This window comes from Pseudoduganella ginsengisoli (assembly GCF_009720865.1).
In the GTDB taxonomy this organism is placed as follows: Bacteria; Pseudomonadota; Gammaproteobacteria; order Burkholderiales; family Burkholderiaceae_D; genus Rugamonas; species Rugamonas ginsengisoli.
Genome location: NZ_WNLA01000015.1, coordinates 83,163 through 109,825, shown reverse-complemented (window position 1 = coordinate 109,825; position 26,663 = coordinate 83,163). Strand labels below are relative to the sequence as shown.

At 59.5% G+C, this 26,663-nt stretch carries 20 protein-coding genes, 1 tRNA gene and 2 pseudogenes; 10 read left to right on the top strand and 13 right to left on the bottom strand.

Features of this window, described 5'->3' with window-relative positions; genetic code table 11:
• Positions 1-61: 61 nt before the first annotated feature.
• The 5 genes and pseudogenes from GM668_RS20355 to GM668_RS20335 all read right to left on the bottom strand — a co-directional run bounded on the left by GM668_RS20355 (position 62) and on the right by GM668_RS20335 (position 9,693).
• Complete coding sequence (locus GM668_RS20355) at positions 62-3,712, bottom strand: DUF4214 domain-containing protein (RefSeq protein WP_155440781.1); 3,651 nt, start codon at positions 3,710-3,712, stop codon at positions 62-64.
• 271 nt (positions 3,713-3,983) lie between these two features.
• Positions 3,984-5,398, bottom strand: a pseudogene (locus tag GM668_RS20350) (IS5 family transposase).
• A 343-nt stretch (positions 5,399-5,741) separates the two neighbouring features.
• The gene (locus tag GM668_RS20345; RefSeq protein ID WP_155440780.1) at positions 5,742-8,129 is read right to left on the bottom strand and encodes a matrixin family metalloprotease; all 2,388 of its coding nucleotides are present in this window, start codon (positions 8,127-8,129) and stop codon (positions 5,742-5,744) included.
• Complete coding sequence (locus tag GM668_RS20340; RefSeq protein WP_155440779.1) at positions 8,129-8,692, bottom strand: hypothetical protein; 564 nt, start codon at positions 8,690-8,692, stop codon at positions 8,129-8,131. The genes GM668_RS20345 and GM668_RS20340 overlap by 1 nt, the downstream gene beginning before the upstream one ends.
• Positions 8,693-9,617: 925 nt before the next feature.
• Positions 9,618-9,693 (bottom strand) — tRNA-Lys (locus GM668_RS20335).
• Positions 9,694-9,842: 149 nt separating this feature from the next.
• Here GM668_RS20335 and GM668_RS20330 point away from each other — a divergent pair.
• Both GM668_RS20330 and GM668_RS20325 read left to right on the top strand, forming a co-directional pair.
• Positions 9,843-11,015 (top strand): glycerophosphodiester phosphodiesterase, encoded by a 1,173-nt coding sequence (locus GM668_RS20330; protein WP_155440778.1) that lies wholly within the window; start codon positions 9,843-9,845, stop codon positions 11,013-11,015.
• Positions 11,016-11,150: 135 nt separating this feature from the next.
• Complete coding sequence (locus GM668_RS20325; RefSeq protein WP_155440777.1) at positions 11,151-11,981, top strand: substrate-binding periplasmic protein; 831 nt, start codon at positions 11,151-11,153, stop codon at positions 11,979-11,981.
• A gap of 8 nt (positions 11,982-11,989) precedes the next feature.
• Here GM668_RS20325 and GM668_RS20320 read toward each other — a convergent pair whose 3' ends face one another.
• Entirely contained in the window at positions 11,990-12,625 is a 636-nt protein-coding gene (locus GM668_RS20320) for an AF_1327 family membrane protein (RefSeq protein WP_155440776.1), read from the bottom strand.
• A gap of 91 nt (positions 12,626-12,716) precedes the next feature.
• Here GM668_RS20320 and GM668_RS20315 point away from each other — a divergent pair, with 91 nt between their 5' ends.
• A complete protein-coding gene (locus GM668_RS20315) occupies positions 12,717-13,790 on the top strand; it encodes an AraC family transcriptional regulator ligand-binding domain-containing protein (protein WP_155440775.1) in 1,074 nt (357 codons plus the stop codon).
• On the opposite strand, the gene GM668_RS20310 is transcribed toward GM668_RS20315, so the two are convergent.
• The gene (locus GM668_RS20310) at positions 13,684-15,063 is read right to left on the bottom strand and encodes an APC family permease (RefSeq protein ID WP_155440774.1); all 1,380 of its coding nucleotides are present in this window, start codon (positions 15,061-15,063) and stop codon (positions 13,684-13,686) included. The genes GM668_RS20315 and GM668_RS20310 overlap by 107 nt on opposite strands.
• On the bottom strand, positions 15,056-16,129 hold the full coding sequence (locus GM668_RS20305) for an aromatic ring-hydroxylating oxygenase subunit alpha (protein WP_211923426.1): 1,074 nt from the start codon (positions 16,127-16,129) through the stop codon (positions 15,056-15,058). Before GM668_RS20305 ends, GM668_RS20310 begins: the two co-directional genes overlap by 8 nt.
• Positions 16,130-16,305: 176 nt before the next feature.
• Here GM668_RS20305 and GM668_RS20300 point away from each other — a divergent pair, with 176 nt between their 5' ends.
• Together GM668_RS20300 and GM668_RS20295 are read left to right on the top strand one after the other, a co-directional pair.
• On the top strand, positions 16,306-17,265 hold the full coding sequence (locus GM668_RS20300) for a 3-keto-disaccharide hydrolase (RefSeq protein ID WP_155440773.1): 960 nt from the start codon (positions 16,306-16,308) through the stop codon (positions 17,263-17,265).
• A gap of 77 nt (positions 17,266-17,342) precedes the next feature.
• The gene (locus GM668_RS20295) at positions 17,343-17,900 is read left to right on the top strand and encodes an RBBP9/YdeN family alpha/beta hydrolase (protein WP_155440772.1); all 558 of its coding nucleotides are present in this window, start codon (positions 17,343-17,345) and stop codon (positions 17,898-17,900) included.
• Between the two features lie 85 nt (positions 17,901-17,985).
• Here the strand turns inward: GM668_RS20295 and GM668_RS20290 are convergent, their stop codons facing one another.
• Together GM668_RS20290 and GM668_RS20285 are read right to left on the bottom strand one after the other, a co-directional pair.
• Positions 17,986-18,408 (bottom strand): hypothetical protein, encoded by a 423-nt coding sequence (locus GM668_RS20290; protein ID WP_155440771.1) that lies wholly within the window; start codon positions 18,406-18,408, stop codon positions 17,986-17,988.
• Positions 18,409-18,557: 149 nt separating this feature from the next.
• On the bottom strand, positions 18,558-19,451 hold the full coding sequence (locus GM668_RS20285; RefSeq protein WP_155440770.1) for a LysR family transcriptional regulator: 894 nt from the start codon (positions 19,449-19,451) through the stop codon (positions 18,558-18,560).
• Positions 19,452-19,552: 101 nt separating this feature from the next.
• Here GM668_RS20285 and GM668_RS20280 point away from each other — a divergent pair, with 101 nt between their 5' ends.
• Complete coding sequence (locus GM668_RS20280) at positions 19,553-20,758, top strand: MFS transporter (RefSeq protein ID WP_155440769.1); 1,206 nt, start codon at positions 19,553-19,555, stop codon at positions 20,756-20,758.
• 10 nt (positions 20,759-20,768) lie between these two features.
• On the opposite strand, the gene GM668_RS20275 is transcribed toward GM668_RS20280, so the two are convergent.
• The gene (locus GM668_RS20275; RefSeq protein ID WP_155440768.1) at positions 20,769-21,386 is read right to left on the bottom strand and encodes a nitroreductase family protein; all 618 of its coding nucleotides are present in this window, start codon (positions 21,384-21,386) and stop codon (positions 20,769-20,771) included.
• A gap of 20 nt (positions 21,387-21,406) precedes the next feature.
• A complete protein-coding gene (locus GM668_RS20270) occupies positions 21,407-22,297 on the bottom strand; it encodes an EamA family transporter (protein WP_229499606.1) in 891 nt (296 codons plus the stop codon).
• A gap of 92 nt (positions 22,298-22,389) precedes the next feature.
• On the opposite strand from GM668_RS20270, the gene GM668_RS20265 reads away from it, so the two are divergent.
• From GM668_RS20265 to GM668_RS20255, 3 genes are all read left to right on the top strand, one after another.
• Entirely contained in the window at positions 22,390-22,905 is a 516-nt protein-coding gene (locus GM668_RS20265) for a MarR family winged helix-turn-helix transcriptional regulator (protein WP_155440767.1), read from the top strand.
• A gap of 83 nt (positions 22,906-22,988) precedes the next feature.
• Positions 22,989-23,753 (top strand): substrate-binding periplasmic protein, encoded by a 765-nt coding sequence (locus GM668_RS20260; protein WP_155440766.1) that lies wholly within the window; start codon positions 22,989-22,991, stop codon positions 23,751-23,753.
• 117 nt (positions 23,754-23,870) lie between these two features.
• Complete coding sequence (locus tag GM668_RS20255; RefSeq protein ID WP_155440765.1) at positions 23,871-25,178, top strand: family 1 glycosylhydrolase; 1,308 nt, start codon at positions 23,871-23,873, stop codon at positions 25,176-25,178.
• A 305-nt stretch (positions 25,179-25,483) separates the two neighbouring features.
• Here GM668_RS20255 and GM668_RS20250 read toward each other — a convergent pair.
• A pseudogene (locus GM668_RS20250) lies at positions 25,484-25,957 on the bottom strand (Hcp family type VI secretion system effector).
• Positions 25,958-26,085: 128 nt separating this feature from the next.
• Between GM668_RS20250 and GM668_RS20245 the strand changes: the two are divergent.
• Positions 26,086-26,661, top strand: coding sequence for a hypothetical protein (locus GM668_RS20245; RefSeq protein ID WP_155440764.1), 576 nt, complete (start codon positions 26,086-26,088; stop codon positions 26,659-26,661).
• The last annotated feature ends 2 nt before the right edge of the window (positions 26,662-26,663 follow it).

Here is a 26,663-nt window from a genome sequence, read left to right as displayed (position 1 = left end):
CGGCAGCGGACCCATGCTGTATCAGTCGGCGGACAGTGACAGTTTGGGACCCGCTACGCGGTCAGCTATACGGCGTGTAGCTGTAGCCGTTGCCGATGATAGCAGCGACGGCCGTGACGTTTTCTGCGCTTTCGCTGAACGACACCAGCACGTCGGCGCGGCTGGCGCCGCCATGCAGCACGCCATTCCAGTAATCGACGCCGGTGCTTTCGCCGGCCCGGTGCAACACATTCTGGTACAGGCTCGCGACAAATTGCTCGTCGGTGGGCGCGGCGCCGTATCGGGCCTTGAACTCGTCGCTGGCAAGGAACGATTGCGCCACGTCGCGCAGGCTCTTGCCTTGGTCCATTTGCGCCAGCCAGTAGCCGGCGCCGACCTGGTCAGGGGCGCGGTTGAACGCGGCCCGGTAAAGCCGGTACGCCATGCCGGCCGTGCCGTCCACGTCCAGCGCCAGGGCATCGCCGCCGCCGGTGAAGGTCAGGCGCTCGATGCCCACCAGCGTATCGGCGGGCAGGTTCCCGTACGCCACGGTAAAGCTGCCGTCGCCAGCCGCCTTGACCTTATGCGTGGCGGCGGTGCCATCGTAGCGGACAGTATCGCGTCCGGCGCCGCCGTCAATCCGGCTGCCGTCATGACGGCCGGCGTACAAGTCGTTGCCTGGGCCGGGCGACGTGGCCGCAGCCACCACGTCGAACGTGAACCCGTCGAGCAGGTGGATAGCATTGCCCGCCAAATCGGTGGCAAAGCTGTCCGGGGCCGACAGGTAATACCCCGCGCCGACGGGCAGGGTGGACGGCAATTTGATGCTGACGGTATGGTCAGCAATCCGTACCTGCGTGCTGTTGTCGGCGCCCGCGCTCGTGACGACCTTGCCGCTGGCGTCGAACACCACGAAGCTGCCGTAGCGGTTCGCTGCCGGCATCAGGGCTTCGTCAAACGCCAGGACGATATCGCTGCCGCTGAAGAATGTGCCTGCCAGCCCTTTCACGAGTTTGGGCGACCGGTGGTCGCCGCTGACGTCAGTGACTTGCAGTACGTAGCTGCCCAGGTTGCTGCCGCTGACCCTGATGGGAATGATCGTGTCGGTGGATGAAGTGAAGACCAGGTGCGGTACGTTGCCGGCATAGAAGCCGCCATACAATGATTCGAATTTCAGCCCGGCGCCGGTATCGAGCGTGCCCAGGCCCGATGCAGCGCCATACAATGCCACGTTCATAGTCTGGCCGGCCTGCACTGCAATGCTGAATACGTCGATGTCGCCCTGGTAATCCAGGGCGCCCGCCAGTTTGTCTCCCGGCGCAATCGTGGGCGTGAGGGGCTGCGTGTTGGCGTAATCATCCTTTTGTCCGCTATCTTCCACCTTGAAGCGGTAGCCCTGCGCAGAGTAGGTGCTGCTGCGCAGCGAAATGCGATAGACACCCGCCTCGTCGGCAACGAACGTGTAGGCAGCCCCGCTGTCGCTGCGCGTGACGCCAAGCGATTCGAGCACGGTATTGCCGGCCACGCGGTCGATTGTCAGCTTGCCGTAGAAACCGCCGTAGCTGCCGCGCTCATACGCCTCCAGCGCCAGCTTGTACACGTGGCCCTTGTCCAGTGTCACGAGGAACTGGTCCACGTCGCTTTCCGACTCGTTGTTGCCGGTGACTTCCGCACCAAGCGCCACAGTACGGGGGACGGCCACGTCGTCGGGCTTGCCCTCGGCAACGGCGACGGTATACGGATTGCTGCCGCTGTAGCTGGTGGCGATGAGGCCGCTTGCTATGCTGGAATGGACGCCGATGTAGTACGCGGCGCTGGTGGTCGGCGTGTACTGGATCGCCATGCGGGCATCGAAAAATTGCGGCGTGGTCACCAGCAGATTGCCTTGCGCATCGTGAACAGTGAGCTGAGGCTGGCCAGCGGGGCAACTGATGTCGTACGTCTTGCCAGCCACTAAGTCAACGCGGAACCAGTCATTGTCCACGGTGCTCTCCAGTACGCCCTCTACCTTGCCGCCGACGCTGATCTTGCCACTGGTGGACGCGTTACCCGCGTAATCATCCGCGGCCAGTGCCGACTGGATCGTGTAATTGCCTTTCGTGGCGCTGGATAAACCGAAATAGTAGTCGCCGCTGACGACCGGCGTCACGTACTGCTTGATCGCGGCCGTGCTGGAATACTGCGGCAGGCCGATTCCACTGATGGCGAGCTTGCCGGCCAGTTCGCCGCCTGTCGTGAACACATAGCTGACGCCTGCATCCAGCGTGTACCGGATGAAGTCGACGTCGAAATCGGCGTCGATGCGGCCGCTGGTGGTGGAACCGACAGTGACGGCCGCTGCGCTGGCGCGGCTGTCGCCGAAATCATCGGCGCCCAGGTCGGTTGCGGTCAGCGTGTACTGTCCCGTCTCGCCATTGCGCGAAACCAGCGCCTTGACACTGCCGTCTTCCAGCGCCTTGAAACTGCGGCTGATGGTCGTGGCGTTGTCCGTGCGGAACGTCCCGCTGATCTCGCGCATGATGCCGCCCCATTGCACCGATGGATTGACGACGTCCAGTTGCAGGTAAGGGATAGCATATTGGCCGGCGGGTGGCGCAGTCAGGGTCAGCTGGTACGTGTGTCCCGCCAGGACTGGCAGCGTGTAACCGTCGCTGTCGCCCAGGTAGTCGATACGGCCGTCAACGGCCTGCTGTGTTCCCAGCGGGGCGAACTTGTTCCAGCCGACGTCATCCTGTACGGGCGCCAGCGAGACGGTATAGGCGCCGGCCTGGCTGCCCGATACGGCCAGGTAGGCGGTAACGCCGGGCGCGGCAAGATACCCATACGCCGGATCGATGTCATCTTCGGAAATCATGCCCTTGGCATCGATGGTCTTCAAAACCAGCGTCGCGCCGGCATCGGCACTGAACTGGTAGACCTGGCCCGGCGCCCAGTCGAGCTTGAACCAGTCGATATCGTTGGCGGCCTCAAAACGGCCGGATGCGCTGCCGCCTGCGGACAACTGGCCCGTTGTCGAAGCATTGGACGGGAAATCATCGGCTAATTCCGTCAGTTTGACAGTGTAATTGCCTGTGCCGGTAGGCGACGTGACTGCCGCATAATAAATTCCACCGGCCTCGACGGCGGCAGTCAGCGTCTGGCCCGTCACGTTCAGCGTGTAGGAATTGCCACCCTTGGTGTAGATGTCGCGGCCGAATGTCACGTCCGGCGCGCCGGTCACGCGTAATTCATACAGCTTGCCGGAGGTTAAGATGCTGGAATACCAGTCGAAATCGTTGATGGTGCCGATGACGCCGGATTTGCTGCTGCCCAGCGCGAGGCTCGTGGCGTCACTGTAATAGTCGCTGTAGTCGTCCTTGGGGCCTGCGCTGGCGGTAATCGTGTACGTACCCGTATTCCAGCCTAGCGCTTCGACGAAGTAGTCGCCCGTACGTTCCGGGGTGAACGGCATGGCTGGCAGGTTGCCCGTCACGGGCGAAATGCGCGACAAGCCTTGCGCCATATAGCCGTTTGCATCGTAGATGAACAGCGCCGCCGCGCTGCCATTGGACGTCGAGGTCAACGTCCCGCCGCCTTTTTCCGCCCCGGTCATGGCAAAGTAATACGTGAAGCCTTGTTCCAGGCGGATCTTGAACCAGTCCCGGTCGGAAGAGGTTTCGAACTCGCCGGTAATCTTGCCGCCGACTGCCAGGCGGCCGAGGGTGTTAGTGGAACTGCTGTAGTCGTCTGCCATGCTAGCGTTGCGGTCGGTAAATGAAGGGGGGCATTTTACCTAATTGCAAGAAATATCAGGAAAAATTCCTGTTGGCAGCACTGGGAATGCATTTTTTCCAGTCATTTCAGTTAATGTATAGCTCGCAACTGTCAAATTCAAAACGCATTGCCCTTAACAGTCGTGCGGCCTCTCGCGCAGCTATTCAAATTCTTGTCCAGAAAGACAAAATGCGAACTTTATTGAAGATTGGAAAATATCTATCTATTCTCTTTAGTCCGGCCTGAATAAATCAAATTTCGCTGGCGCGCGGTCGCCAATGTGCAAAGGTCCCGGGCGCGCATTGGCCGGACTGGCCCGATCCGCCCCCGAGGATTCGTCGCCGTAGCACCGGAAGCAGGTGAATCAGTAGTGGCCAGCCCACATTCGGGCCAAAAAGAAGCCGCAGCTTCCGCAGAATCATGCGCAGGTTATGGCCGCAACCGCACAGCAGCGCATGGAAGGTATCGCCGTCCGCCCCTTTCAGCCAATTCCGCCGTAATCTGCCGTCGTTCTTCATGTGCCCAATTGCCGGCTCGATGGCGCTGCGCCGTCGGATATCGCGGCGCAGGCGTTGCGTGATATCGCGCTTGAGCTTGTGGTGGTACACCTTCGTGCCGGGCGGCACGTCCGCGCCGCGATAGCCAAGGTCAACAAAGACCTCCCTTGGCTGGCAGTCGGTCAGGATCTCCACCTGTTGCAAGGTCTCCAGCAAGGTGTGGCCATCGTAGGGATTGCCGGGCATGGTCCGCATGCCCACCACCAAACCCTCTTTGTGCGTGGTCGCGATGGAAACCTTCACCCCGAATTCATACGGCTGGCGCGCCTTGCCTTTGGCGATATACTCTGCTTCTGGCGCATGTAGGCTGTAGAGCTTGTTCTTGTCGCGCTGCTTCTGTGCCACCAACCGTTTGACCTTTGCCAGCAGGTCGGCCGCCTTGCCTTGCAGCGCCTCCGGAATCCTAGCGCTCTGCCGTTCCACGTCGCGCCAGACGCGGCCAACAATCGTCTTCAGTTTTTTCAGGCTGCCGCGCATGCGCTTGAACTGTTTGGCATGGGCATACCGTCCGACCTGCACCGCCAGCCTTGGCGCCTCGCGGTTGTAATTCTGCCGCAGTGCCAGTCCGGCCTCGGCGGCCAGTTTGACCAACTGCTGCCTGGCCCGCTCCAGCAACTTGCTGTCGGTGGGATGGGCGATGGCTTTTTCCTGCGCGGTGCTGTCGACAATGACTTTCTGGAAGCTCTGCGGCTTGACCCCACCTTGGCCGATTCGGCCGCCTTGATGGTTTGCGTCAGCATCCATTCCAGTCCCTCTTCTCCGATACGCTTGCGCCAGCGCGTCAGCGAACTGGGGTCAATCGGTGGCCGGTGCTGGAACCAGGTTTCGCCGCATAACAACTGCCAATACGGATTCTCAACCCAGCCCCACACCACGTCCTCGTCCGAAAGGGCAAACGTGTGCTGCAAATACAGCAGGCCGGCGATGAGCCGAGTTGAAGTGGCCGGACGGCCACGCGATGAGGGGAAGTGACCCGCCCATTTTTCTTCGAATACTTGCCAGTCAATGTGCTGGGCCAGCCTGGCCAACGGGTGCTGGAGGTTCACCAGTTCGTCCAACCGCTGGCGGAACATGTCATTGCTTTGTGGTCCGGCTGGCTTTGGTCCCATTCAACCCTCGAAAATTTGCAAGGAATTGCCACCATTCTAGCGAAACCTTGCAAATCTCAGCAGTACTTTTGGGCCATTTCGCCTTTAGATTCGGGCTCGCTGTATTTGTTCAGGGCCGACTACCTAATCGTACAGTGCTTGCGCGCGGGCGAGGACGCTGGAGTGTCTACAAGGCCCAGCGCGCTCTCGGCGCCTGGGCATTGTTTTAACGCATGGTTGACTTGGCGCATCATGTACCTAGCGCGGATGATCGGCGGACATATCATGCTGTGGCCGAGTGGGGCGAAGCCCCCCGTTCGAGATTTCGAGAGCCCTGCGATACAAGTAGGGCTCTCGTAAGCATTTAAAGCATTAGTCCACTCGGATTACTCCAATCAGGACCAATGATCAGTGCTGCAGAATGGCTGAGCTCAGGGTAAATATCATAAATAGCTTTAACGTCTGCATCGCTAATTTCCCTATTTTCCTTGCCCAAATAGAAATTCTCTATTGAGGTAACTGCAGTACCAAATTCCAGCCCCAAAACATGTCCGATTTCATGCAATGCGACCTGTTCCAATGTTGAATCTGTACCTTGATAGATTAGTTGGGAACTTTTTTCCTTTACTAAGGAGTTACTTACCGGATCAGCTAACTTGATTACCGCGCCGGCCTGTATATTACCATTGATGGCGCTAAACTGTGTGATACCCAAAGCACCGGTAGCTTTCGAGTTTAGATCGCTCCAACCTATTTTTATATCCGATTTGCTAGCGCTCTTGACTTCTACAAAGTCTATACCAGTAGCGTTTTCCCACTTTGCGAAGGCGTCACGAACTACATTTTTTTCGTTTCCATTTATTTTTCCAGTGAAGTCTGAACTTGCATCACCGAAGGACCAAGTAATTTTCGTAGTCGCCCATCTGTTGCCGTTTGCCATGTACGGAATCGAATGATCCGTAACAAATTTAAGCTTCTCCAACGAGTCATTCATTGCTCCAGTCATACTGCCGGACGTTTGGATAGTATCGAAAAGCGAAGTATTCTTTCCTTGGATATTGTCAATAATATGTTTTTTATCGCCGCCAAACCCCCAGCTGAAGTAAAATTCGGGGTATGGTGAAGTTGCGTTAGCGCTACTATTGCTATCTGTGCTATAAAATATAGTTGTGGTATCAACCCGCCAAACATAGAGATAGGAGCCGTAATTGTATACGTTATTGTATTTGGTAAAACCATTTACCGAATTATTGACTCCTTTGTTATAGACATTATTGGCTGGAGCAAGAAGATCAATATGATTATGATTACCATTCAGGTAAACGCTATCACCCATGTCGGTAAGATTAAGCTCACTGTCGTGGCCCTGCATATAGACCTTGCGCCCTGGCTGATTCCTAATATCTACTAACGAATTAGAATAGATATATATGCTGGAATTGTAGGTGTTGGTGGTGTCGATAGTTGGTGCCGATATAAACACTTTCGAGTTATCGACAACGCTTACAGTCCCGCCATTTAAAGCGTTCACGTAAATTGGTCGGCCAATCTTCGTTGCAGGATCAAATGAGTAACCAATCCATAAGTTCGCAGTGGGCTCGTAGGAGTAAATGGCTTCTCTGCCGCCGTAAACGCCAGTGTTAGTTTCAGCACCTACCGTTACATCAATATTGCCCGACGCGCTATACGACAACACGTTTGTTCGAGAATTAGGTAAGGTCGAGATTTTCCCGCCTTCACCAAATGCGTTAACCGTATTCAGCGCTGCATCTGATGAAGATTTCCCATTGCCGCCGATGCTAACATTTGCGTCGGAGGTATCGATTTTTAAACCGCTACCTAAAATGGATACATTGCTGCCTCTTACCACATTGATACCTACATTATTCGCATAAAGCGATAGCGTTCCATTTAAAGTTATTGCCTGAGAGCCATCAGCTTTTGTCTCGGTTATCTTGTCATAATAACCGTCGTGATTGGCGTCTTGTAAAGTAACATTATTGACTTGCGATGGTGCTGGTGAGGTAGTATATGTTTTCTTTACCAGGTTCCAATAAGTTTCTGTTGGGCTAGTGGTCGGATGCTGATTCGCGATATAACCAGCAGCAATATCAGCTAAGGCGCTTTTCAGTGTGGCTGGATCCGCTCCGGACAAACCACTAGCGACTGTATCCATAGTCGCTAGCATATTACTATAAATGTTTTTTGTGGGAGTATCAACATACTGATAATTAGCACCACGGACCTGGATATCTTCGCCGCCGTTTGCAGTAATCTCTTTGCGAGTGACCCAATTATTATAAGCAGCCAAACCCTCGCTATATAAGGAAAACGAAGCCTGTGATTCAGCGTATCCCGCATCTCCTTTGCTAACTGATGAACGTAATTTATTGGTGTCGGACATGTTATTAAAATGTCCAAGCTCATGACTTAGTAGACCAACAAATTGACCTGCGGGGCTGATCGTCTTTGTTCCTTGATTGGTTGCGTACGAGAAAGAAACATTGCTTATCCAGTCCTCAGAACTGCTGATATCCACCTTAATGTATGGTTTCCCATCTACCTGAATAAAAGCTGAGCCTTCCCCTGAAATTCCTTTTATCGGGGAAAATGTTCCTGCCACAACTCTATCGTTATACGCCAAAACTTGACTTACTAAGGTAGGTGATTTATTAATCAGGTCTATCATAGCCTGAGTAATTTTTGGCTTAATTTCTTGGAAGATCGGTAAATTTATATCTACAGTTGGCATTATTTTAAATCTTTATCTATGTTTTGAGAAAAATTTATATTCAATAAACAGTTTTGCTTGCTGAATGTTGCTGTTATATCCCGCTGATTACTCCCATCTATAAAATGCCGATAAGAGTAGCTACTTGGCGCGCTTGTAATGGGGAAGACCTTATTGTCAAATATTTTAAAAAACTCTTCACTTGGGTAACAAAAAAAATCTTCGTTAAACTTTACATAAAAATAGGAAGTTCTAAATTCTTTATGGGCGGGAATAAAAACTCCCCCTTGAAAGCCTTCAGCAACTATGCCGAAGCGACCGTTATCGGAATTTAAACGAAGGTCAATTCGACGCCCCAGTAATGAATTTTCTACAAATACCTCGCGGTCATCTTTGACCGTGACGTCTAGAAAGAGGCTAGTAGCAATGTCTGTATATTTCGAAAAATCTTCTAGCTCTGATATTTTTAATAGCCTTTTAGATAAAATTGTCACTTCCGCGTTTTCAGCGTGAGCTAAATTGATAAATAAAAGGTATACTGCTAGTTGAGAAAGAATTCTCGACTTTGCATTTTTATTTGTCATGGTGTCAAAATCAAAATAGCCAATCTGTAGACTTATGTCAGATGAGCAAATCGACTTATGTCAGATGAGCAAATCGACTTATGTCAGATGAGCAAATCGCAGGCAGCCATAAATAGCTATTAAGAAATGGGTTGCCATAAGTCGTCATAGAATTATTTAGGTGGCGGAATGTTCAGCTTGAAAATATTTTTTTGTGAATAGTACACCATTGTTTGTTATGGATTCTATCAAATTGTCACAATGAAAATATTTTTTTAAATTTTCTCTGGCTCTACGGATGTGAGGCAATACCGGCTTGAAGCCCCCTGACGTCGCAAGGATCTCTGCAGCCAAAGACCAGGGCTGCGCCCGTTCTAAGGTATTCAACAGGTCCAGTACGTCCTGGTCCGTGTAAATCATGCTTGTGCTACGCTTGGCACGGCCTAACAATCTGGCGACTTTGCACATGGACCGGCCTTTCAGCATGGATGTTTTGGCAAAGTATGGCGCAGTTAGTGGAGTGAAACAGTCATCAATTGGGGCTGCTCGTGCCGTCCGGCTGCGTCAGCTGATCGGACACCGCCGCGATGCGCTTCATGGCGATCTTATGGCCCTTATCACATCGGGAATTTGCGCCATGCGCCGAAAGAGCGGGCGCGAACGGAATCCCGCACTAACTTTCCGGCAAAATGAACATCGTGGTGGGACGGCTGGAAGTATTTACTTACAACGCTAAGGCCGTTGTTAGGTTGGGATAACCAACTGAATTTCCGGACACCGCCATGTGATATCCCTATGACTAGGAATGGGATCGCTTGAATGATTAGGAGAGGCAAACTCTAGCGCAGATAGTTGAAGCGTTTGCTGAGCGTATGCATACGATTTGCAAATATGAAAAAGGCTCACACACCGAAGCATGTGAGCCTTTCATGTGCTGCTAAATTCGTGGTAGGCCGTGCGGGATTCGAACCTGCGACCAACGGATTAAAAGTCCGCTGCTCTACCAGCTGAGCTAACGACCCGAAGGGCCCGCATTATACGGACCTTGCTACGATCACGCAAGGGATGCCGTGCGCCGCGCACGCGATACTGAATTCAGTAACAAATTCACAATCTTGTCATTTATTCTCACTACAATCCGCCCCGACTTTAACTCGGCAAGGATTGCACAATGAACCACTTCGTACGAACCACCGTGGCTGCCAGCTTGCTGGCGGCGCTGGCTGCTTGCGGCAGCACGGAAAACCCGCTGCCGACGCTGGATGGCAAGGCGCCGATCGTGCTGGCGCACCGGGGCGCCAGCGGCGCGCTGCCGGAAGAAACTGTGGAAGCGTATGCGCGCGCCATTGAAATGGGCGCGGACGCCATCGAGCCGGATGTGATTTCCACCAGGGATGGCGTACTGATTGCCCGCCATGACCCGAATCTTGCGTACAGCACGGACGTCGCGCAGCACCCGGAATTCGCGTCGCGCAAGCGCACGATGAATGTCGATGGCGAAATGCAGGAGGGCTGGTTTGCCAGCGACTTTACGCTGGCGGAAATCAAGACGCTGGGCGGCATGTCCACCGATGCGGAGCGTCCGCAAGAATTCAACGGCAAATACAAGATCGCGACGATCCAGGAAATCATCGACATGATCAAGAAGAGCGGCCGCACCATTGCGCTCTATCCGGAAACCAAGAACCCCACGTTCCACCGCCAGCAAGGCTTGCCGCTGGAAGACAAGCTGCTGGCACTGCTGGCCGGCGCCGGCTGGACGGACCGCAGCGCTCCGGTGTACATCCAGTCGTTCGAGCCGGGCAGCCTGAAATACATGCGCAGCAAGGGTTCCACGTTAAAAATGGTGCAACTGATCGATGCCGATGACGTTGACCTGAAGACGGGCAAGCTGACGTATGCGGCGCCGTATGACCGCCCGTATGACTGGGCACTGGCAGGCGATACGCGCCAGTTTTCCGCCATGGTGACGCCGGCCGGACTGGCGGAAATCAAGACTTACGCGGACGGCATCGGTCCGTGGAAACGCTACATCGTCAGCGTCAAAGGCGCGGTGGGCGCCGATGGCAAGGTGGCCGACGTCAATGGCGACGGCAAAATCAATGATCTGGATACGGCAACCTTGCCGCCCACCACCCTGGTCGACGATGCGCACAAGGCCGGCCTGTTTGTGCATCCGTACACGTTCCGCAATGAAAAGCGCCGCCTGGCGAGCGATTACAAGGGCGACCCGAAGGCGGAATACAAGCAATTCTTCGCGCTGGGCGTCGATGGCCTGTTCTCGGATTTTGCCGATACCGCGCTGGCGGCCCGCGCGGAATTCCTGCAAGAGCGTGGCCGTTAAGCCCCGCTACGTAAAATCCCTGATGGCCGTCCCGGACTGGCGGCCTACAATGACTGGCAGGCAGCCTGCGTAGCTGCCCTATAGTTACAGCACGGGCCGCAGCGGCGGCACCGGTGCGGGGAAGAGGGGATAGGCATGAAGTTCACGGGGCACGGCGGCATGGCTTTTGCCGCTATCGCCATCGCAGCGGCGGCATGGGGCACGTCTGCCCGGGCTGTCGAAGTCATTGAATTGCGCACCGCCGCACAACAAGCCACTGCTCCGAAATTTGTCGCGGCAGACGGCGCTGCGACGGGCCTGTGCATCGACATCCACCGCGCCATTGAAAAGCAGGACCCCGGCCTGCGCATCACCGGCGACCAGCAATGGCGTCCTTTGCCCCGGCTGGAAGCAGAATTGCGCAGCGGTGCGCTCGATATCGGCTGCGGCTTCATGCGCACCCGCGAGCGTGAAGCCGACTTGTCGTACGCGGAGCCGGCACTGTTTGCCGTGTCTTACCATCTGGTGGCGCGCTCCGATGATCCGGTCGACGTGGTGTCATGGGATGACGTGCGCAACCTGGGCGACAAGGGCACCATCCTCGCCATTCATGGCTTCGGCCAGGTGGCGCGCTTGCGGGAACTGGGCGGGCTGGCAGTTGATTCTGGCGCCACCGACGCCGCCACGAATTTGCGCAAGCTGCTGGCGGGGCGCGGCCGCTTTTACTATCACCGCTCGCCCGGCATTGCCGCGGAAATCCGCAAGGCGGGACTGGATGGCAAGGTGCGCGTGCTGCCTGCCATGATGGATACGCAGCGCTTTTATCTGGTGGCGGGCCGCCACCTGGCCGCCAGCACGATGACGCGCCTGAACCGCGCATTGGCGCAGCTGGACGCCAGCGGTGAATTGAAACGGCTGTTCGGCAAATGGTATGAGGAAGTGCCGCTGGAAGCGCCATTGCCCAAAGTGGCGCTGGCGCGGCGCTGAACACGCAATCAAATCCAGCCCAGCACGCCGCCGAACACCGTGAGCGCCATCGCCACGCCGGCGGCCAATGCTCCCGTCGCGGCAGCCTGTTTGCGCACGGAGCTCATATCATGCACCCAGTACGTCACCACGAAAAACGGCAGGTAGCCGATCAGCCAGATCAGGTAGGGCGCACGCACGTTCCACCCTTGCCATTCCCACGCCAGCGCGCCGATGTGGTTCAGCCACAATTCCACCAGCACGCACAAGGTGGAATTGACGCAGGCCAGCAGCCAGCGGTTGTTGATGCCGAGGATGCGCAAATGGCGGTCGGCGGGCAGCGTGCGCACGGCAAATAAGCCCATCAGCGCAAACATGAAACAGATTTCAATATTCAGGCCGATCAGGATCACGTAGGCGGACTGCCCCGGCGTGCTCCACGCAGGCGCGAAACCGGAAAAATGGAACAGCAGCGCATTCCAGATTTCGTTGACCCAGTCCATCAGCCAAAAGGCCAGTGCGGCAAACAGTACGCCCCAGCGGCGCTGCGCGGCTTGTTCGCCATAGGCCCAGATCACCACCAGCAAGAACGTCACAACGTACCACTGGAAGCGGGATGGATCGCGCACCAGCGCGTGGGCGAGGGCGGCAGATGAGGGCGGCATGGCGGTCTCCTGGTAATTGGTAGCGCCATTCTAGGCAGCGTTGCAACACACGGCTTGACACCATGGGCCACGGTTTTTGACAATTGTGGCCATGGCGCTTTCTACCTCCCCCACACCGTCCGGCGCAGTGCCCGCGGACTACGTGCGGCTGCTGTTCCATTACCTGGACCGCCGCGGCATCGCGGCGCCTGCGCTGCTGGGCGAACCGGCGCCTGCGGAATCGGCGCCGCCGGTCAGCGCCGCGCACTGGCGCCGCTTGCTGGAGCGGGCTGCCGCGCATTTGCACGATCCGGCGCTGGGACTGCACGTGGGCAGCACGATTACGCCCGCCGACCTGGGGCCGCTCGGTTATGTATTGCTGTCGTCCGCGTCCGCCGCCAGCGCGCTGGAACGCTACGTGCGCTACCAGCGCCTGGTGCACGATGTGAGTCCCGTGCGCCATTACCTGCACGACGGCGCGCTGGTGCTGGAATGGAGCGAACAATCCCGCACGGTGGGCTTGCTGGTCAACCAGTGCGGCATGGCGGCGCTGGCGGCTTTTACGCGCCGCTGCACGGGCGCCAGCGAAAGTGACGCGGCATCGCCGCTGGCCGTGCACTTTGTCGAAGAAGCGCCGCACGACATGGCGCCGTATGCGCAAACCTTTGGCTGCCCCGTGCTGTTCGGCCAAAGCGCCACCCGCATGCTGTTTTCACCCGCTATTCTTGGTCTGCCGATGCGCCGCGCCGATGCGGCGCTGGCGGCCATGCTGGAGCGCCAGGCCGACGCCATGCTGGCAGCGTTGCCGCGCGCGGCCGGCGCGGACGGCGCGCTGGAACAGCAAGTACGGCGCCTGCTGCCTGCGCACGTGCTGCAAGGCGACGCCGCGCTCGATGCGGTGGCTGCCGCGCTGGGCACATCGGCGCGCACGTTGCGCCGCCGCTTGCAGCAGCAAGGCTTGCATTTCCGCGCGCTGCTGGAAGACACGCGCCGGCAACTGGCGCAAGGCTATCTGGCCGACAGGCGGCTGGCGCTGGCAGAAGTGGCGCTGTTACTGGGCTACTCGGAACAGAGCGCGTTCAACCGGGCGGCCATGCGCTGGACGGGGATGACGCCGCGCAAGTGGCGCGCTGCGCTGCTTGCCGCTTGTGACGCAGACGCGCCAGCCAGAACATCGGCAGGCTGACGGCGCCCAGCGCCAGGGCCCACAGCGATGCTTCGCGGCCCATGCCGTACAACGCCCACACGCAATAGATTGCCGCCGCAACGGCGCAGGCGCGCAGCCAGAATGACTCGCCGCCGGTTAAACCGCGCCGCCACAGCTTGTACAAGCCCAGCGCCCCAACCAGGTACAAGGGTAAATTCGCCGCTGTCGTTACCACGCTGAGAAAGGTAAAGCCTTCGGCCAGCGTGCGGCTGTAATTCATGGCCACCATGGCGCTGGCCAGTACGGCCATCAGCAGCAAGCTGTTGCCGGCAGCGCCATGGCGGTTTTGCCGCTGCAGCCACGCAGGAAAAATGCCGTTGGCGGCAATCGATGCAGTCAGTTCGCCGCCCACCAGGGTCCACCCATTCAGGCCGCCCAGCCCGCTGACGACGACAAACAGCGCGACCCAGCGTCCCGCATCGGCGCCCCAGTAGCGGTCGAATAAATCCACGAACGGCGCCGCCGACTGCGCCACGGCCCCTTGCGGCAACAGCAGCAGCGGCACGGCGGACACGCCGATCGACACCAGCGCGGCAATCAATGTGCCGGCAATGGTGGCGCGGGGGATCGTGGTTTCCGGCCGCGCCACTTTGCCCGACGGGATGGTCGCGCACTCCACGCCGAGCATGGCAAACAGCGACACGGTGCCGGCTGCCGCCGTGGCTTCCAGCGACAGCGGCGTCGCAGGCAGGTGCGCCGCGTACGCATGCGGGTCCGCAAACAGCACCAGCGCCCCCAGCAAGATGACTGCCGCCATCGGCAACAGTTTCAATAACGTGGAACCCATCTGCACGCGGCCCGACATGCGCGCGCCCAGCAAGTTAATGATGGTGAACAGCCAGATCAGCAGCAGCGCCGTCACGGGCGCCATCACCGGCAAGCGTTGCGCCGCCTGCCCCAGCGGCGGCAGCAGCGCCGTCAGGTAACCCGTCACGCCGATCGCCAAGGTCGCATTGGTGATCCATGTCGACACCCAGTAGCACCACATGACAAAAAATGCCACGCCGCCGCCAAAGGCACGCCGGGTATAGCCATATGGCCCGTCTTCGTCCGGCAACGCCTGCGCATAGCGGGCAAACACGTAGGCGATGCAACAGCAGCCGGCCACCGTGACGCCCCAGCCGATAAACGCATTCAAGCCGTACGGCGCCAGCGACGCGGGCAGCAGGAAGATACCCATGCCAACCACGTTGCCGACAATGAGCGACGTGCACATCCAAAAGCCCAGCGGGCGGTCATGGTGGTCAGCCATGGGCCGATGCGTAGGCGGCGCGCAGCAAATTCTGGAAATGCCATACGCCGCTTTCCCGCTTGGGATTCAGCCGGCCTGCTTCATATGAACCGGACGCCAGCCCTTGCTGCACATGTTCGCAAATGCTGATGTCTTCGGCCTGGATTTCATCACTGAACGCCTGTTCCGCTTCGATGCGCGCCTGCACGCCGGGATCATCCGTGTAGTAGTAATCGAATTCCACGACGCAGTGGCCGTGGCCATCGGGCAGGATGCGGTTGGTTTGCAGCCGGCCCGGCGTGATGTTGAGCATGATGTTCGGATAGACGAAGTAGTAAAACGCATCGCCGTCGCCATAAATGCCGTCGTTATTGCGCAGCGGCGAATGCTGCAGCGAATACCATTCGAACAGTTCTGTGTCGTACGCACGGTAATCCAGCACTTTATTCAAGCCCGGATGCACAAAAGGCAGGTGGTAGCCTTCGAGGAAATTGTCGACGTAGACTTTCCAGTTGCACGCGATGCGGTACGTATCGCGCTTGGCAAACCGCATGGCGGACAAATCGTTGGGCGCAATGCGTTCGCGGATGCCGCCAAATACCGTGTCGAACGGCGGCACGTCATCGGAAAGCGCAACGAATACGAGACCTTGCCACTCGCGCACGTGCACGCGGGGCAGGCGGATATCCTGGATGTTGAATTGCGCGGCGCCCTGCATTTCCGTGGCGGCGCGCAGCTGGCCATCGAGCGTATACGTCCAGCCGTGGTATTTGCAGTGCAGGGCGCGGGCGCCGCGGCCATCGCACACGGCCAGCGGGCCGGCGCGGTGCCGGCACACGTTATAAAACCCGGACAGGCTGCCATCGGGCTGGCGCACGATGATGACCGGTTTGCCGGCAATGAGCGCGGTCACGTGGTCGCCCGTGTTTTCCAGGCTGCCCGCGTGGGCGGCCAGTTGCCAGCTGCGGGCAAAGACGGCGTCCTGCTCCACGGCGAGCCAGTGCGGATCGCGGTAAAACGCCGCGTGTAGCGCATGGGCGTGTTCCAGTGGTTCAGCGCGGCAGGGCTCGGGCAGCGGCATAGTCATGGTGTCTCCGTGACGGCAAAATTGCACTTTCGCACAATTTGATGGCAGTGGGTACAGGGAACTGTCGGTAATACAACGTTCAAGGCTTGTAACGAACTGTCTGCATGGATCAAACAGGGAGCGCCATGCATACTGTAGCCATGGGCAGCGCCGCTGCCATCCATGGATGAGACTGTATGCTGTTGCGTTCCGCCTTTGCCGCTGCCTGGTTTGCCTGTGCCGCTTCCGTGGCGGCTGCCCCCGCGCAGCCTGCGCCGGGGTTTGCCGACGCCGTGCTGGGACGCTGGAACTTGACCATTACCGGCAAGGATGGCGTCACGTACCCTAGCTGGTTCGATATCCGGCTGCGCAAGGAAACAGAATTGATGGCCACCATGGTGGGCCGGTTCGGATCATCGCGCTACGCGTCGGAAGTCGATTACAGCGGCGGCAAGCTGGTGTTGCGCGTGCCGCGCCAGTACGAGAAAGACACGGCGGATTTGATCTTCGACGGCATGGCGGCCGGCGACCGCATGAGCGGCACGACGGTGGATGAAGATGGTGTCGCGCTGTCGTGGATCGCTCACCGCGCGCCGCTGTTGCCGCGCAAAGCCGGCCAGCGCTGGAGCCGCCCCGTGGAATTGTTCAATGGCCGCAACCTCGATGGATGGCGCCCGCAGCAGCCGGCCACACAGCCCTGCTGGAAAGTCGAAAAGGGGATTTTGACGAACAGTGCATCGTGCACGAATTTGATCAGCGACGTGCCGCTGGGCGACTTCAAACTGCGCATGGAATTCATGTCGGTGGCGGGCGGGAACAGCGGCGTGTATTTGCGCGGCCGCTATGAAGTGCAGCTGGGCGATGCGTACGGCATGCCGCCCGATGCGCTGCGCATGGGCGGCATTTATGGCCACTTGCGCCCGCAAGTGAATGCATCGCGCAAGCCGGGTGAATGGCAAGTGCTGGAAGTGGCGCTCAGCGGACGGTTTGTCACCGTGGTGTTAAATGGCGTGACCGTCATCGATAGCCAGGAAATCCCCGGCATTACCGGCGGTGCGCTCGATAGCCGCGAAGGCGACAAGGGGCCGCTGATGCTGCAGGGCGACCATACACCCATCATGATCCGCAAGATCAGCGTGGCGCGGGCGGCTGAATAAGGATATAAAAAAACAAACGATGTCATGCGCGGAGGGGCGTGCTAGCATGGACTGAACCTAACAATCAGGAGAGTCCAATGCCCCATCCCGTCTTGATCGTCCCCGGCATCAACAATTCAGGTCCTGAACATTGGCAGAGCCGCTGGCAACAGCAACATCCTTCGTATGTGCGCGCGCCGTTTGCCGATTGGGATACGCCGGACAGGCATGACTGGGTGGCGGCCCTGGATGAAACCGTGCGCAAGCTGGGACCGGATACCGTGATTGTTGCGCATAGCCTGGGTACATTGGCTGTGGCGCATTGGGCAGCGAAGTATGCGGGACACAAGGCGCCGGTGGCGGGCGCACTGCTGGTGGCAGTGCCGGATCCGGACGGCGCGAATTTCCCGCCGCAGGCGCGCAATTTCAAGCCGCTGCCGTTGCAGGTCCTGGGCTTTCCATCCGTGCTGGTGGCCAGCGACAATGACCCCTACAGCAATCCCGTGTATTCCGCCGCGATTGCACAGGCATGGGGCAGCCGCTTCATTTCCATTGGCGCGCATGGCCATATCAATGCGGCCAGCGGACTGGGAGACTGGCGCCAGGGCCAGGGCATCCTGGAGGATTTATTGCAAGAGGTAGCGCAAACCGCGTAGGACGGATTTTACAAATCCGCCCTGCCGGCCTGGACGTAAAAACGCCGCGCATCTGAGCGCGGCGTTGTCGTTTACAACGGCTGTATTAAGCGCGGCTCGCGTAGCCCGCAGCCATGATGGTTTCATGCACACCAGACAGCACGGCACGGGTTTCATACGCACCCGGCAGCGGCTCGTCCAGCATCAATACGCAAGCGGTGGCCATCATCAAGCCTTCCACCATGCCCACACGCGGCGATTCCGACGGCTGGTTCAGCGCGGCGCTGGACAGCGAATCAAACATGATGAAATATTTCTTGTTACGCTTGCGTGCGCGGTCGGCGCTGCGCATCAGTGCGCGGCGCTGGATATCCTGCTGCGTCGGGCAAGGATCGGTCGCGAACAATACCAGTTCCAGCTGGCCGTGACGCTCGATGTCGTCAGGGAGGCTGGCGTGGATTTCGCCGTGTGGCAGTTTGTCGCTGAGCATCAGGCCATTCGAAATGCTGGCCAGGATCCGTATCATCATTCAGTTCTCCGGGGTCTGGGGATAACGTGACCGCAAGAGTACACCATTGTTAGGGGCGCAAAATACGCACATTGTCACATCGATAGTGCACAACTACACATTTGCTTGTCGGTTTGTCAGCATTGTTTCAATTACGCGTCAATTACGCGTCAAATGGGCGGGGCCGTCCAGTCTTTCGCCAGCGCCCGCACTTGCTGCAATACTGCTTCTTTAGCAAGATCGGGCCGTTTGCCGCTGCGCCACGCCACCATCAATTCCCACTCCCAGCGGGGCAGGTCCGATAGCGGTAGACGCAGCAGTTGCCCAGTGCGCAGCAGGCGCGCCGCCGCCATTTCCGGCATAAAGGTGAGGAATCCATGTTCCAGCGCCAGCTCCAACGCCGCGCTTGATGGCTGGATCGTGTGGATCGGCTGGGCGACCGTGCGCTGCGCGCGCAGCAGCCCAATCAGCGCGTCACAATCGGGACCCCAGTATTGTGGTGCAAGTTGCGCGTTAGCCACATCGGCCAGCGTGCGGGCATGCGCCAGCGGGTGGCCACGGCGCACCACGGCGACGATCGGCGACAGGCACAGGCTTTCCAGGTGGATGCCGGCGACGGCCGGGCACTTCAACACAAAGCCCAGTTGCGCGCGGTCGGTCAACAGCATGTCCATGATGATGGGCGAGTGGTCCGTGGTGCAGCGGATTTCCAGCGGCGACGCGGCCAGTGCGGGCAGCAGCGCGCCAAACACGGTCGACGCCAGCGACGGCAGGCAGGCCAGCGTGACGTTGGGCAGCGCCGGCGTGCCTTTGACGGCCCGCCTGCCTGCATCGATGGCGGCCAGCGCATCGCGCGCCGATGGCGCAAACGCCAGGCATGCTTCGGTCGGCATGGCGCCGCGCCGGTGGCGGCGGAACAGTTGCGCGCCCACGTGCTGTTCCAGCGCGGCGATGCGCTGGCTCACTTGCGGCTGCGACCAGCGCCGCCGCGCGGCCGCCTGGCTGAAACTGCCGTATTCCACGATTTCCAGCAGCAGGCGCAAGTCGTCAAATTCAATTGCCATCGTTTTTAGCCATAAAAAAATCGAATAGAAATTATTTCAGTATTGTGGATTCTATTATGGCTGAACGTTCCCTACCATGACACCTCAACCAGGAGAACATCATGCAGGGCGCACAACGGGCAAGGAAGCTGGGCAAACGGTTTATCGTGATGGACAACGTGCTGGTGGTCCTGGGTTTTTATCTCGTGTTCCCCATGATTGCCGTGCGCTTTGTCGACCAGCTGGGATGGGCTGCCGCTGCGGTGGGGATGGCGCTGGGCGTCCGGCAAGTGGCGCAGCAGGGGCTGGCGCTGGTGGGGGGCTCGCTGTCGGACCGATTTGGTACGCGGCCCATGGTGGTGGCCGGCATGCTGTTGCGCGCCGCAGGTTTTGCCGTGCTGGCGTATGCGCACAATCCGTTGCTGCTGATGGTGTCGTGCGTGTTGTCCGGCCTGGGCGGCAGTTTGTTTGAGCCGGCGCGCGGTGCGCTGGCCGTCAAGCTGACGCGGCCTGCTGAGCGCAACAGTTTTTATGCGCTGATGCTGACACTGGAAGGCGCGTGTTCCGTGCTGGGCGCGCTGCTGGGCACATGGCTGCTGTCGTTTGATTTTTATTGGGTGGCGATGAGCGGCTGCGCAGTCTTCGTGCTGGCGGCGCTGCTCAATGCGCTGCTGCTGCCGGCCTACCGCGTGGCGGCGCCAGGAACCGGCGCGCTGGCGGCTTTGCGCACGCCGCTATCCGACAAGCCTTACCTGGCGCTGGTCTTTGCATTGAGCGGCTATTACGTGCTCAACGTGCAGCTGATGATGCTGCTGCCCGTGCTGGTGACGAAGGTGGCGGGCACGCAGCAGGCCGTCGCCTGGATGTACAGCATGGATGCGGCACTGTCGGTGCTGCTGCTGTATCCGCTGGCGCGGCTGGGCGCGCGCTACCTGACGGAACCGGTGCGCCTGCTGGGCGGGTTGGGCATGATGACGGCGGCACTGGCGCTGGTGCCGCTGGCTGCCGGCGTGCCTTCGCTGTTTGCCGCCGTGGCGCTGTTTTATGTGGGCTTGATGGTGGCCGAACCTGCCCGCGAAACGCTGGTGGCCCGCTATGCCCGCGCGTCGGCGCGCGCCAGCTACATGGGCCTGGGCCGCATCGGGCTGGCGCTGGGCGGCTTGCTCGGTTATGTGGCGGGCGGCTGGCTGTCCGACAGCAGCCGCGCGCTGCAGGCGCCCGCACTGCCATGGCTGGTGCTGAGCGGAATCGGCGCCGTCACGTGGCTGGTGCTGGCGCGCCAGTTCCGGGGGCAATTTGCCCTGCGGACCGGCGCCGTTGCCGCGTGACGGCGGTGTCTTACAGCAGTTCCAATACTTCCTGCAGCGGTTTGCGGCGCTTTTGCGGCCAGTTGTCCGGCGCCGCATAGCCTGCGGCGACCAGCATCACGGGCACGTCGTTGCTGGACAAATTGAATTCGCGCGCCACGCCCTCCGCGTCGAATCCGACCATCGGGCACGTGGCCAGCCCCATGCCTTGCGCTGCCAGCATCAGCGTCATGGCCGCCAGCGACGCGGAACGCAGCGCTTCGTCGCGCTGCATTTGCGGGTTATCCTGGTGGGCGCCACTGGCCATGGCTACCCAGCCGTCGGCCACGGATTGCGCCAGGATGCCTACTTCGACGGACGGCTGCAATGCGCGGGGCAAGCCTTCGTGTGCAGCAAGGGTGCCGCACACGATGAACATGACCGCCGCCTCGGCTACCTTGGGCTGGTTGTAGGCCACGGCCTTCAGGCGCTCCTTGGCCGGCTGCGAGCGCACGGCAATGAATTTCCAGTTCTGGAAGTTATAGGCCGACGGCGCCAGCGTGGCGAGGCGCACCAATTCCTTGATCTGCGTGTCGGCGAGCTTGCGTTCCGGGTCGAAGTGATTGATGGACGCGCGGGATTCAATCAGTGCAGTGATCGTGCTTTGCATGTTTTCCTTTTTCATCAAAGTTAAGCCGAACGGCGTTGAAGTGGCAGTGGGGCAGGCGCGCTGCGTTGCGCCGCCCACTGCACGGTAAGAATGCTGGCCAGGACAGTCGCCATGCCCAGCAGGGAAATCCCATCGAGGCGCTGGTCCAGCAGCGCCCAGCCCAGTACCACGGCAGTCAGCGGGCTCAATAAACCCAGCGACGACACGGCGACCGGCGGCAGCTGCGCCACGCCGCGGAACCACAGCACATAGGCCGCCATGGCGCCCACCAGCGAAAGGTAGGCGTAGCCCAGCACGTGCGTCATGGTGAGCGCCGGCAGCGGCGGATCGAATGCGATGGCGGCAGGGGCCAGCATGATGCCGCCTGCCAGCAATTGCCAGCCCGTGAAGGCCAGCACCGGCATATTGGTTTTCCAGCGCTGCGCCAGGTACGTGCCGGCCGCCATGCTGGCGGAGCCGGCCAGCGCGGCGGCAATGCCTGCCGGATCCCACACGGCGCCGGGCGACAGCAGCAGCGCGGCCATGCCGGCGATGCCCGCCATGGCGGCAATGATGGCCACCCCGCTGGAACGGCGGCCATCGAGCGCCCACGCCAGCGCCATCACCAGCAGCGGCTGGATCGCTCCCACCACGGCGGCCACGCCGCCCGGCAAGCGGTAGGCCGCGACAAACAGCAATGCCTGGAAAAAGCCGATGTTCAGTGCTGACAGCAACAGCAGGCGGCCCCATTGCCCCTTGCCCGGCAACTGGCGTGCGAATAGGGTCAGCAGCAAGCCTGCAGGCAGGGTGCGCAGCAGTGCTGCAATGAAGGGGCGGTCCGGTGGCAGGAATTGCGTCGTGACGATGTAGGTCGAGCCCCAGATGATGGGCGCCAGCGCGGTGAGCAGGATGTCCAGTTTACGGTGCTGCAAGGCTTCCTCCAATTTATCTTCAATTCAAGATAAATCCAGCATAGCATATAATTTGAATTCAAGATAAATCGTGCAGTGAAGCGGAGCGGGGCATGGGAAAGACGACAAAACGGGCGCCGGATGCGGTCGATGCCATCCTCGCGCAATGGGCACGGGAACGGCCCGACCTCGATTGCAGCCCGATGGGGCCGATCGGCCGCGTCAAGCGCTGCGCCGCGCTGTTACAGCGCAAGCTCGATGAAACGTTTGCGCAGTTCGGCCTGAGTTCCTGGGAGTTCGACGTGCTGGCGACGCTGCGCCGCTCCGGCGCGCCATACTGCCTGGCGCCGACTGCGCTGTTTTCCACGCTGATGATCACGTCCGGCACCATGACGCACCGTTTAAAAGGGCTGGAAACGCGGGAACTGGTGCAGCGCCTGCCGAACCCGGATGATGCGCGCAGCGTGCTGGTGAAATTGACGCCGGCCGGCCTGAAATTGATCGACCGTGCGGTGGCTGCGCATGTGGAAAATGAGCGGCGGATTTTATCGGTGCTGGGGGCGGGAGAATTGGCGGTGCTCGACGAGCGCCTGTCGCAACTGCTCAACGCGCTGGAGATCGAAGATTAAACGCCATCTTGCCTTGCGGGCGTAGAATAGCCGAACTGCTGAGTTTATCGTGTTCGATGTGATGATCTGCATGGGGAGGCGATATGTGGCGCTATCAGGGACCCAAGCCGGCGCTGCTGGCCGTCGTTTGCGCGGCGGCATGCAGCGGCGCTGTGTATGCGCAGGAAACCTTGCCGGAAGTACATGTCGGCATGGGGATGCCGAAACCGCCTTACATCATGGAATCCGGAACGGCTGGCCTGGATTACGACATCGCCAAACAGGCGCTGGCCGCCGGGGGCTACAAAATGGTGGCGCATATGCTGCCGCAAACCCGTGCGCTGGCCATGCTGCGCAGCGGCCAGCTCGATGGCATGCTGTCCATCACGGAAGGGATCGGCGGCGACGACTATTTCACGGACAATTACGTGGTGTACCAGAATGTCGCCACCTCGCTGGCCCGCCGCAATTTGAAGATCAACCAGATTGAAGACCTGGCGGCGTATTCCGTGGCGGCATTTCAGAATGCCAGCATGGTGCTGGGTGACCGCTACAGCCTGGTGGCCAGCGGCCATGCCGACTACCGCGAATTGCCTGCCCAGATCACGCAAAACAAGCTGCTGTTCATGGGGCGCGTCGATGTCGTGGTGGGGGACCGCCTGATCTTCAACTACTACATCGACAAACTGGAACCTCAAATCGACGTGAAGCAAGCTGTCATGTTTCACCGGATCTTTCCCGAAACCCCGCGCAAGGCCGTGTTCCGCGACGCGCGCGTGCGCGATGCGTTCAATGCCGGGTTAAAGGCGATCCGCTCGAACAGCAAGTACGACGCCATCGTCAAGCAATACATCGGAACCACGCCTTGAAGGACCGGCCCATGCGGGACGCGCGCGCCGGGCTATGTTAGCCAAAGCACAGTGCGTCGTGCACCCCGTCCCTATAGTGCTGCTGTGAGCGGCAGCACGCGCAGGCGGAGGGCACGAATGGCACCCAATCCAACCGGCTTTATCTTTGCGACCGGCATTGAAAACAGCATCCCCACGATAGAAGGCGGCAGGGTCCGCATGGATGAGATGGAAAAGTGCGGCCACTACCGCCACTGGCGGCGCGACTTCGACCTGGTCGAAGAAATCGGTATCCGTTTCCTGCGCTATGGCCCGCCGCTGCACACGACGCTGATTGGCCCCGGGCGCTACGACTGGTCGTTTGCCGACGAAGTGTTGCCAGACCTGCGCCGCCGCGGCGTGGTGACCATTGTTGACCTGTGCCATTTCGGCGTGCCTGAATTCATCGGCAACTTCCAGAACCCGGATTTCCCAGAACTGTTTGCCGCCTATGCCGGCGCGTTTGCGCAGCGCTATCCATGGCTGCAGCTGTATACGCCGGTCAATGAGATGTCGATCTGCGCACTGTTTTCCGCGCTGTATGGCTGGTGGAATGAACAGATGCGCACCGACCGGGCGTTTGTCACGGCGCTCAAGCACCTGGTCAAAGCCAACCTGCTGGCCATGCACGCGATCCTCGCCGTGCGCCCGGACGCCCTGTTCATCCAAAGCGAATCGTCGGAATATTTCCATGCTGAGACGCCCGGTGCGATCGGCCCCGCTGAAACCATGAATGCCCGCCGCTTCCTGTCGCTAGACTTGAACTATGGCCGCCGCGTGGATTCCAGCATGTATGAGTACCTGCTCGACAATGGCATGACGCGCGACGAATACCACTTCTTCCTCAATAACAACCTCAAGCACCACTGCATCATGGGCAACGATTATTACCAGACCAACGAGCACCACGTGGCGGCCGATGGTGCAACGGGGCCGTCGGGGGAAGTGTTCGGCTATGCGGTCATTACGCACCAGTACTACAACCGCTATCGTTTGCCGGTGATGCATACGGAAACCAACCTGTGCGAGGGGCCGAACTGCGATGAAGCGGTCCGCTGGCTGCGCAAGGAATGGGCCAACGTGCTGCGCGTGCGGAACAACGGCGTGCCGATAGTCGGCTTCACGTGGTATTCGCTGACGGACCAGGTGGACTGGGATACAGGGCTGCGTGAAAACAATGGCCGCGTCAATGCGCTGGGGCTGGCGGACCTCGACCGCAATTTGCGCCGCGTGGGCGAAGCCTACCGCGACTTGATCCGGGAATGGACTGCAGTGCTGCCCACGCAGAGCGTTTGCCTGCAAATCCCAATGACGCTCGGCCAGGATTATCCCGGTACGGATGCCGATGCACCGCAATTGGCCACGGCGCCCGGCAGCGCGACGAATGCGCCGAAGAATACGGAATAGGCGGCGTTTGTTCAGGGGGGAGGGCTGCTGGCGGATGGGGATGGCAGTGCTGGTTGACAGGTCCAATGCAAAAAGGCTTTCGCGCCGAAGCGGGAAAGCCTTTTTTAGTACTGCGGTATTCGTGGTAGGCCGTGCGGGATTCGAACCTGCGACCAACGGATTAAACGTCCGTTATGCCGCTTATTCACAAAGCCCGTAGTTAAGGGATGTCTGTAAAAAAGCTGGGTAATATTTTTCAATTTTCTGCGTGGCGTCTCCCTGGGGAGATTTGCGCAGAGCGCCGGGATATTACCCACGAAATCACCTCAGCAAATCCTGCTTGCGGCCAAGTCCCAGCCACCCGCAGTGCTGCCGCCCACGCCTCCGGCGATCTTCTGCTGGGTGTATTTCCATCTCACTTTCGATTACTTCAGGCTGACGTGTTCCGAAAGGACGTTGCCACCCATGACGTTGGGCACCACCGCCCCGATGAGGACGTTCTCGAGCTCGATCTCGAAATACTTGACCCGCTCTCCCTGCCCGTCCGCGCGCATGAACTCGAATTTCGCCTTCGGGATGGTCCTGCCCGCCGAGCACGTCTGGAGCAGTACCGGCGACGCCAGGTCCGCCAGCTTCGATACCACTATGTCGCCGTGTTCGCAGCGCTCGGCGGTATGCCCGCCGCCCGTAGATGCTGTCGCGGACTTCGGCTGCGTCACGCTCCATACGGCGGACGTGCATTCGATCCATCCCCTGTGCCGCTCGTCCGCCGATTCCCCCGTGATGCCGTCGATTTGCAATTGGAAGAAAACGCGGCATATTGCCGGAGCTCAGTCCGTTGCCGGACTGGGCCGAGAACCGGTGACGCAGGTCAACGAAGATGGAAGCTTCCTCGGTATGATCGACTGGACCCATCAAGGGGAGCCGGATGCGCCGCTACCTGAACTGCCTTGCCATCGTTACCGTGTTTTCCTCATGGGACAGTGCCGTCGCTCAGGAAAGCACAATCAGTAGCGCTTATACCGGTATCGCCAGCAAGGCATGCGTCAGACGCATCGACGATGCGGTGACCGGTGCCCGCACGTCGGACTGTCCCGGCGTCCACGGCTTCCGACTGCAAGTCCTGGAAGACGACGAGCGCAGCTCAGTCAGCGTCGTGACGCCGGATGGGCGGGTGCTCCCGCTGAATTACTGGGACGTGGTGACGCGCGGGTTCTCGACGTTGGGTACTAGGGCCGAATGGCGCATTGCGAAGGCCGGCGGTAAGGCCGTGCCTGTCGCGCTGATAGTTCGCGTCAACGCCGTGGACCAGAGCGACCCTGAGCATCCGAAGCGCGTCCCGCTTCTGGCCGTCGCCAGGATAGCTCGCGACGCGGCCTGCGTCGTCCGGACCGTGGACGCCCGAGCTCCCGACGCGAACGAGCAGGCCAGACAGGTTGCCGCAGACAGGCATATCGCATGCCTGCCGGGCGGCCCGGATTCGAATCCAACCACGAAAGGATGACG

Bases quoted from the DNA above. Each gene is read 5' to 3' on its own strand.
- GM668_RS20320 (WP_155440776.1), bottom strand. From the start codon at position 12,625: ATGCCGCCCTCATCTGCCGCCCTCGCCCACGCGCTGGTGCGCGATCCA.
- GM668_RS20290 (WP_155440771.1), bottom strand. From the start codon at position 18,408: ATGATGATACGGATCCTGGCCAGCATTTCGAATGGCCTGATGCTCAGC.
- GM668_RS20275 (WP_155440768.1), bottom strand. From the start codon at position 21,386: ATGCAAAGCACGATCACTGCACTGATTGAATCCCGCGCGTCCATCAAT.
- GM668_RS20340 (WP_155440779.1), bottom strand. From the start codon at position 8,692: ATGACAAATAAAAATGCAAAGTCGAGAATTCTTTCTCAACTAGCAGTA.
- GM668_RS20345 (WP_155440780.1), bottom strand. From the start codon at position 8,129: ATGCCAACTGTAGATATAAATTTACCGATCTTCCAAGAAATTAAGCCA.
- GM668_RS20330 (WP_155440778.1), top strand. From the start codon at position 9,843: ATGAACCACTTCGTACGAACCACCGTGGCTGCCAGCTTGCTGGCGGCG.
- GM668_RS20255 (WP_155440765.1), top strand. From the start codon at position 23,871: ATGGCACCCAATCCAACCGGCTTTATCTTTGCGACCGGCATTGAAAAC.
- GM668_RS20295 (WP_155440772.1), top strand. From the start codon at position 17,343: ATGCCCCATCCCGTCTTGATCGTCCCCGGCATCAACAATTCAGGTCCT.
- GM668_RS20305 (WP_211923426.1), bottom strand. From the start codon at position 16,129: ATGACTATGCCGCTGCCCGAGCCCTGCCGCGCTGAACCACTGGAACAC.
- GM668_RS20245 (WP_155440764.1), top strand. From the start codon at position 26,086: ATGCGCCGCTACCTGAACTGCCTTGCCATCGTTACCGTGTTTTCCTCA.
- GM668_RS20285 (WP_155440770.1), bottom strand. From the start codon at position 19,451: ATGGCAATTGAATTTGACGACTTGCGCCTGCTGCTGGAAATCGTGGAA.
- GM668_RS20260 (WP_155440766.1), top strand. From the start codon at position 22,989: ATGTGGCGCTATCAGGGACCCAAGCCGGCGCTGCTGGCCGTCGTTTGC.
- GM668_RS20310 (WP_155440774.1), bottom strand. From the start codon at position 15,063: ATGGCTGACCACCATGACCGCCCGCTGGGCTTTTGGATGTGCACGTCG.
- GM668_RS20325 (WP_155440777.1), top strand. From the start codon at position 11,151: ATGAAGTTCACGGGGCACGGCGGCATGGCTTTTGCCGCTATCGCCATC.
- GM668_RS20315 (WP_155440775.1), top strand. From the start codon at position 12,717: ATGGCGCTTTCTACCTCCCCCACACCGTCCGGCGCAGTGCCCGCGGAC.
- GM668_RS20265 (WP_155440767.1), top strand. From the start codon at position 22,390: ATGGGAAAGACGACAAAACGGGCGCCGGATGCGGTCGATGCCATCCTC.
- GM668_RS20355 (WP_155440781.1), bottom strand. From the start codon at position 3,712: ATGGCAGACGACTACAGCAGTTCCACTAACACCCTCGGCCGCCTGGCA.
- GM668_RS20300 (WP_155440773.1), top strand. From the start codon at position 16,306: ATGCTGTTGCGTTCCGCCTTTGCCGCTGCCTGGTTTGCCTGTGCCGCT.
- GM668_RS20280 (WP_155440769.1), top strand. From the start codon at position 19,553: ATGCAGGGCGCACAACGGGCAAGGAAGCTGGGCAAACGGTTTATCGTG.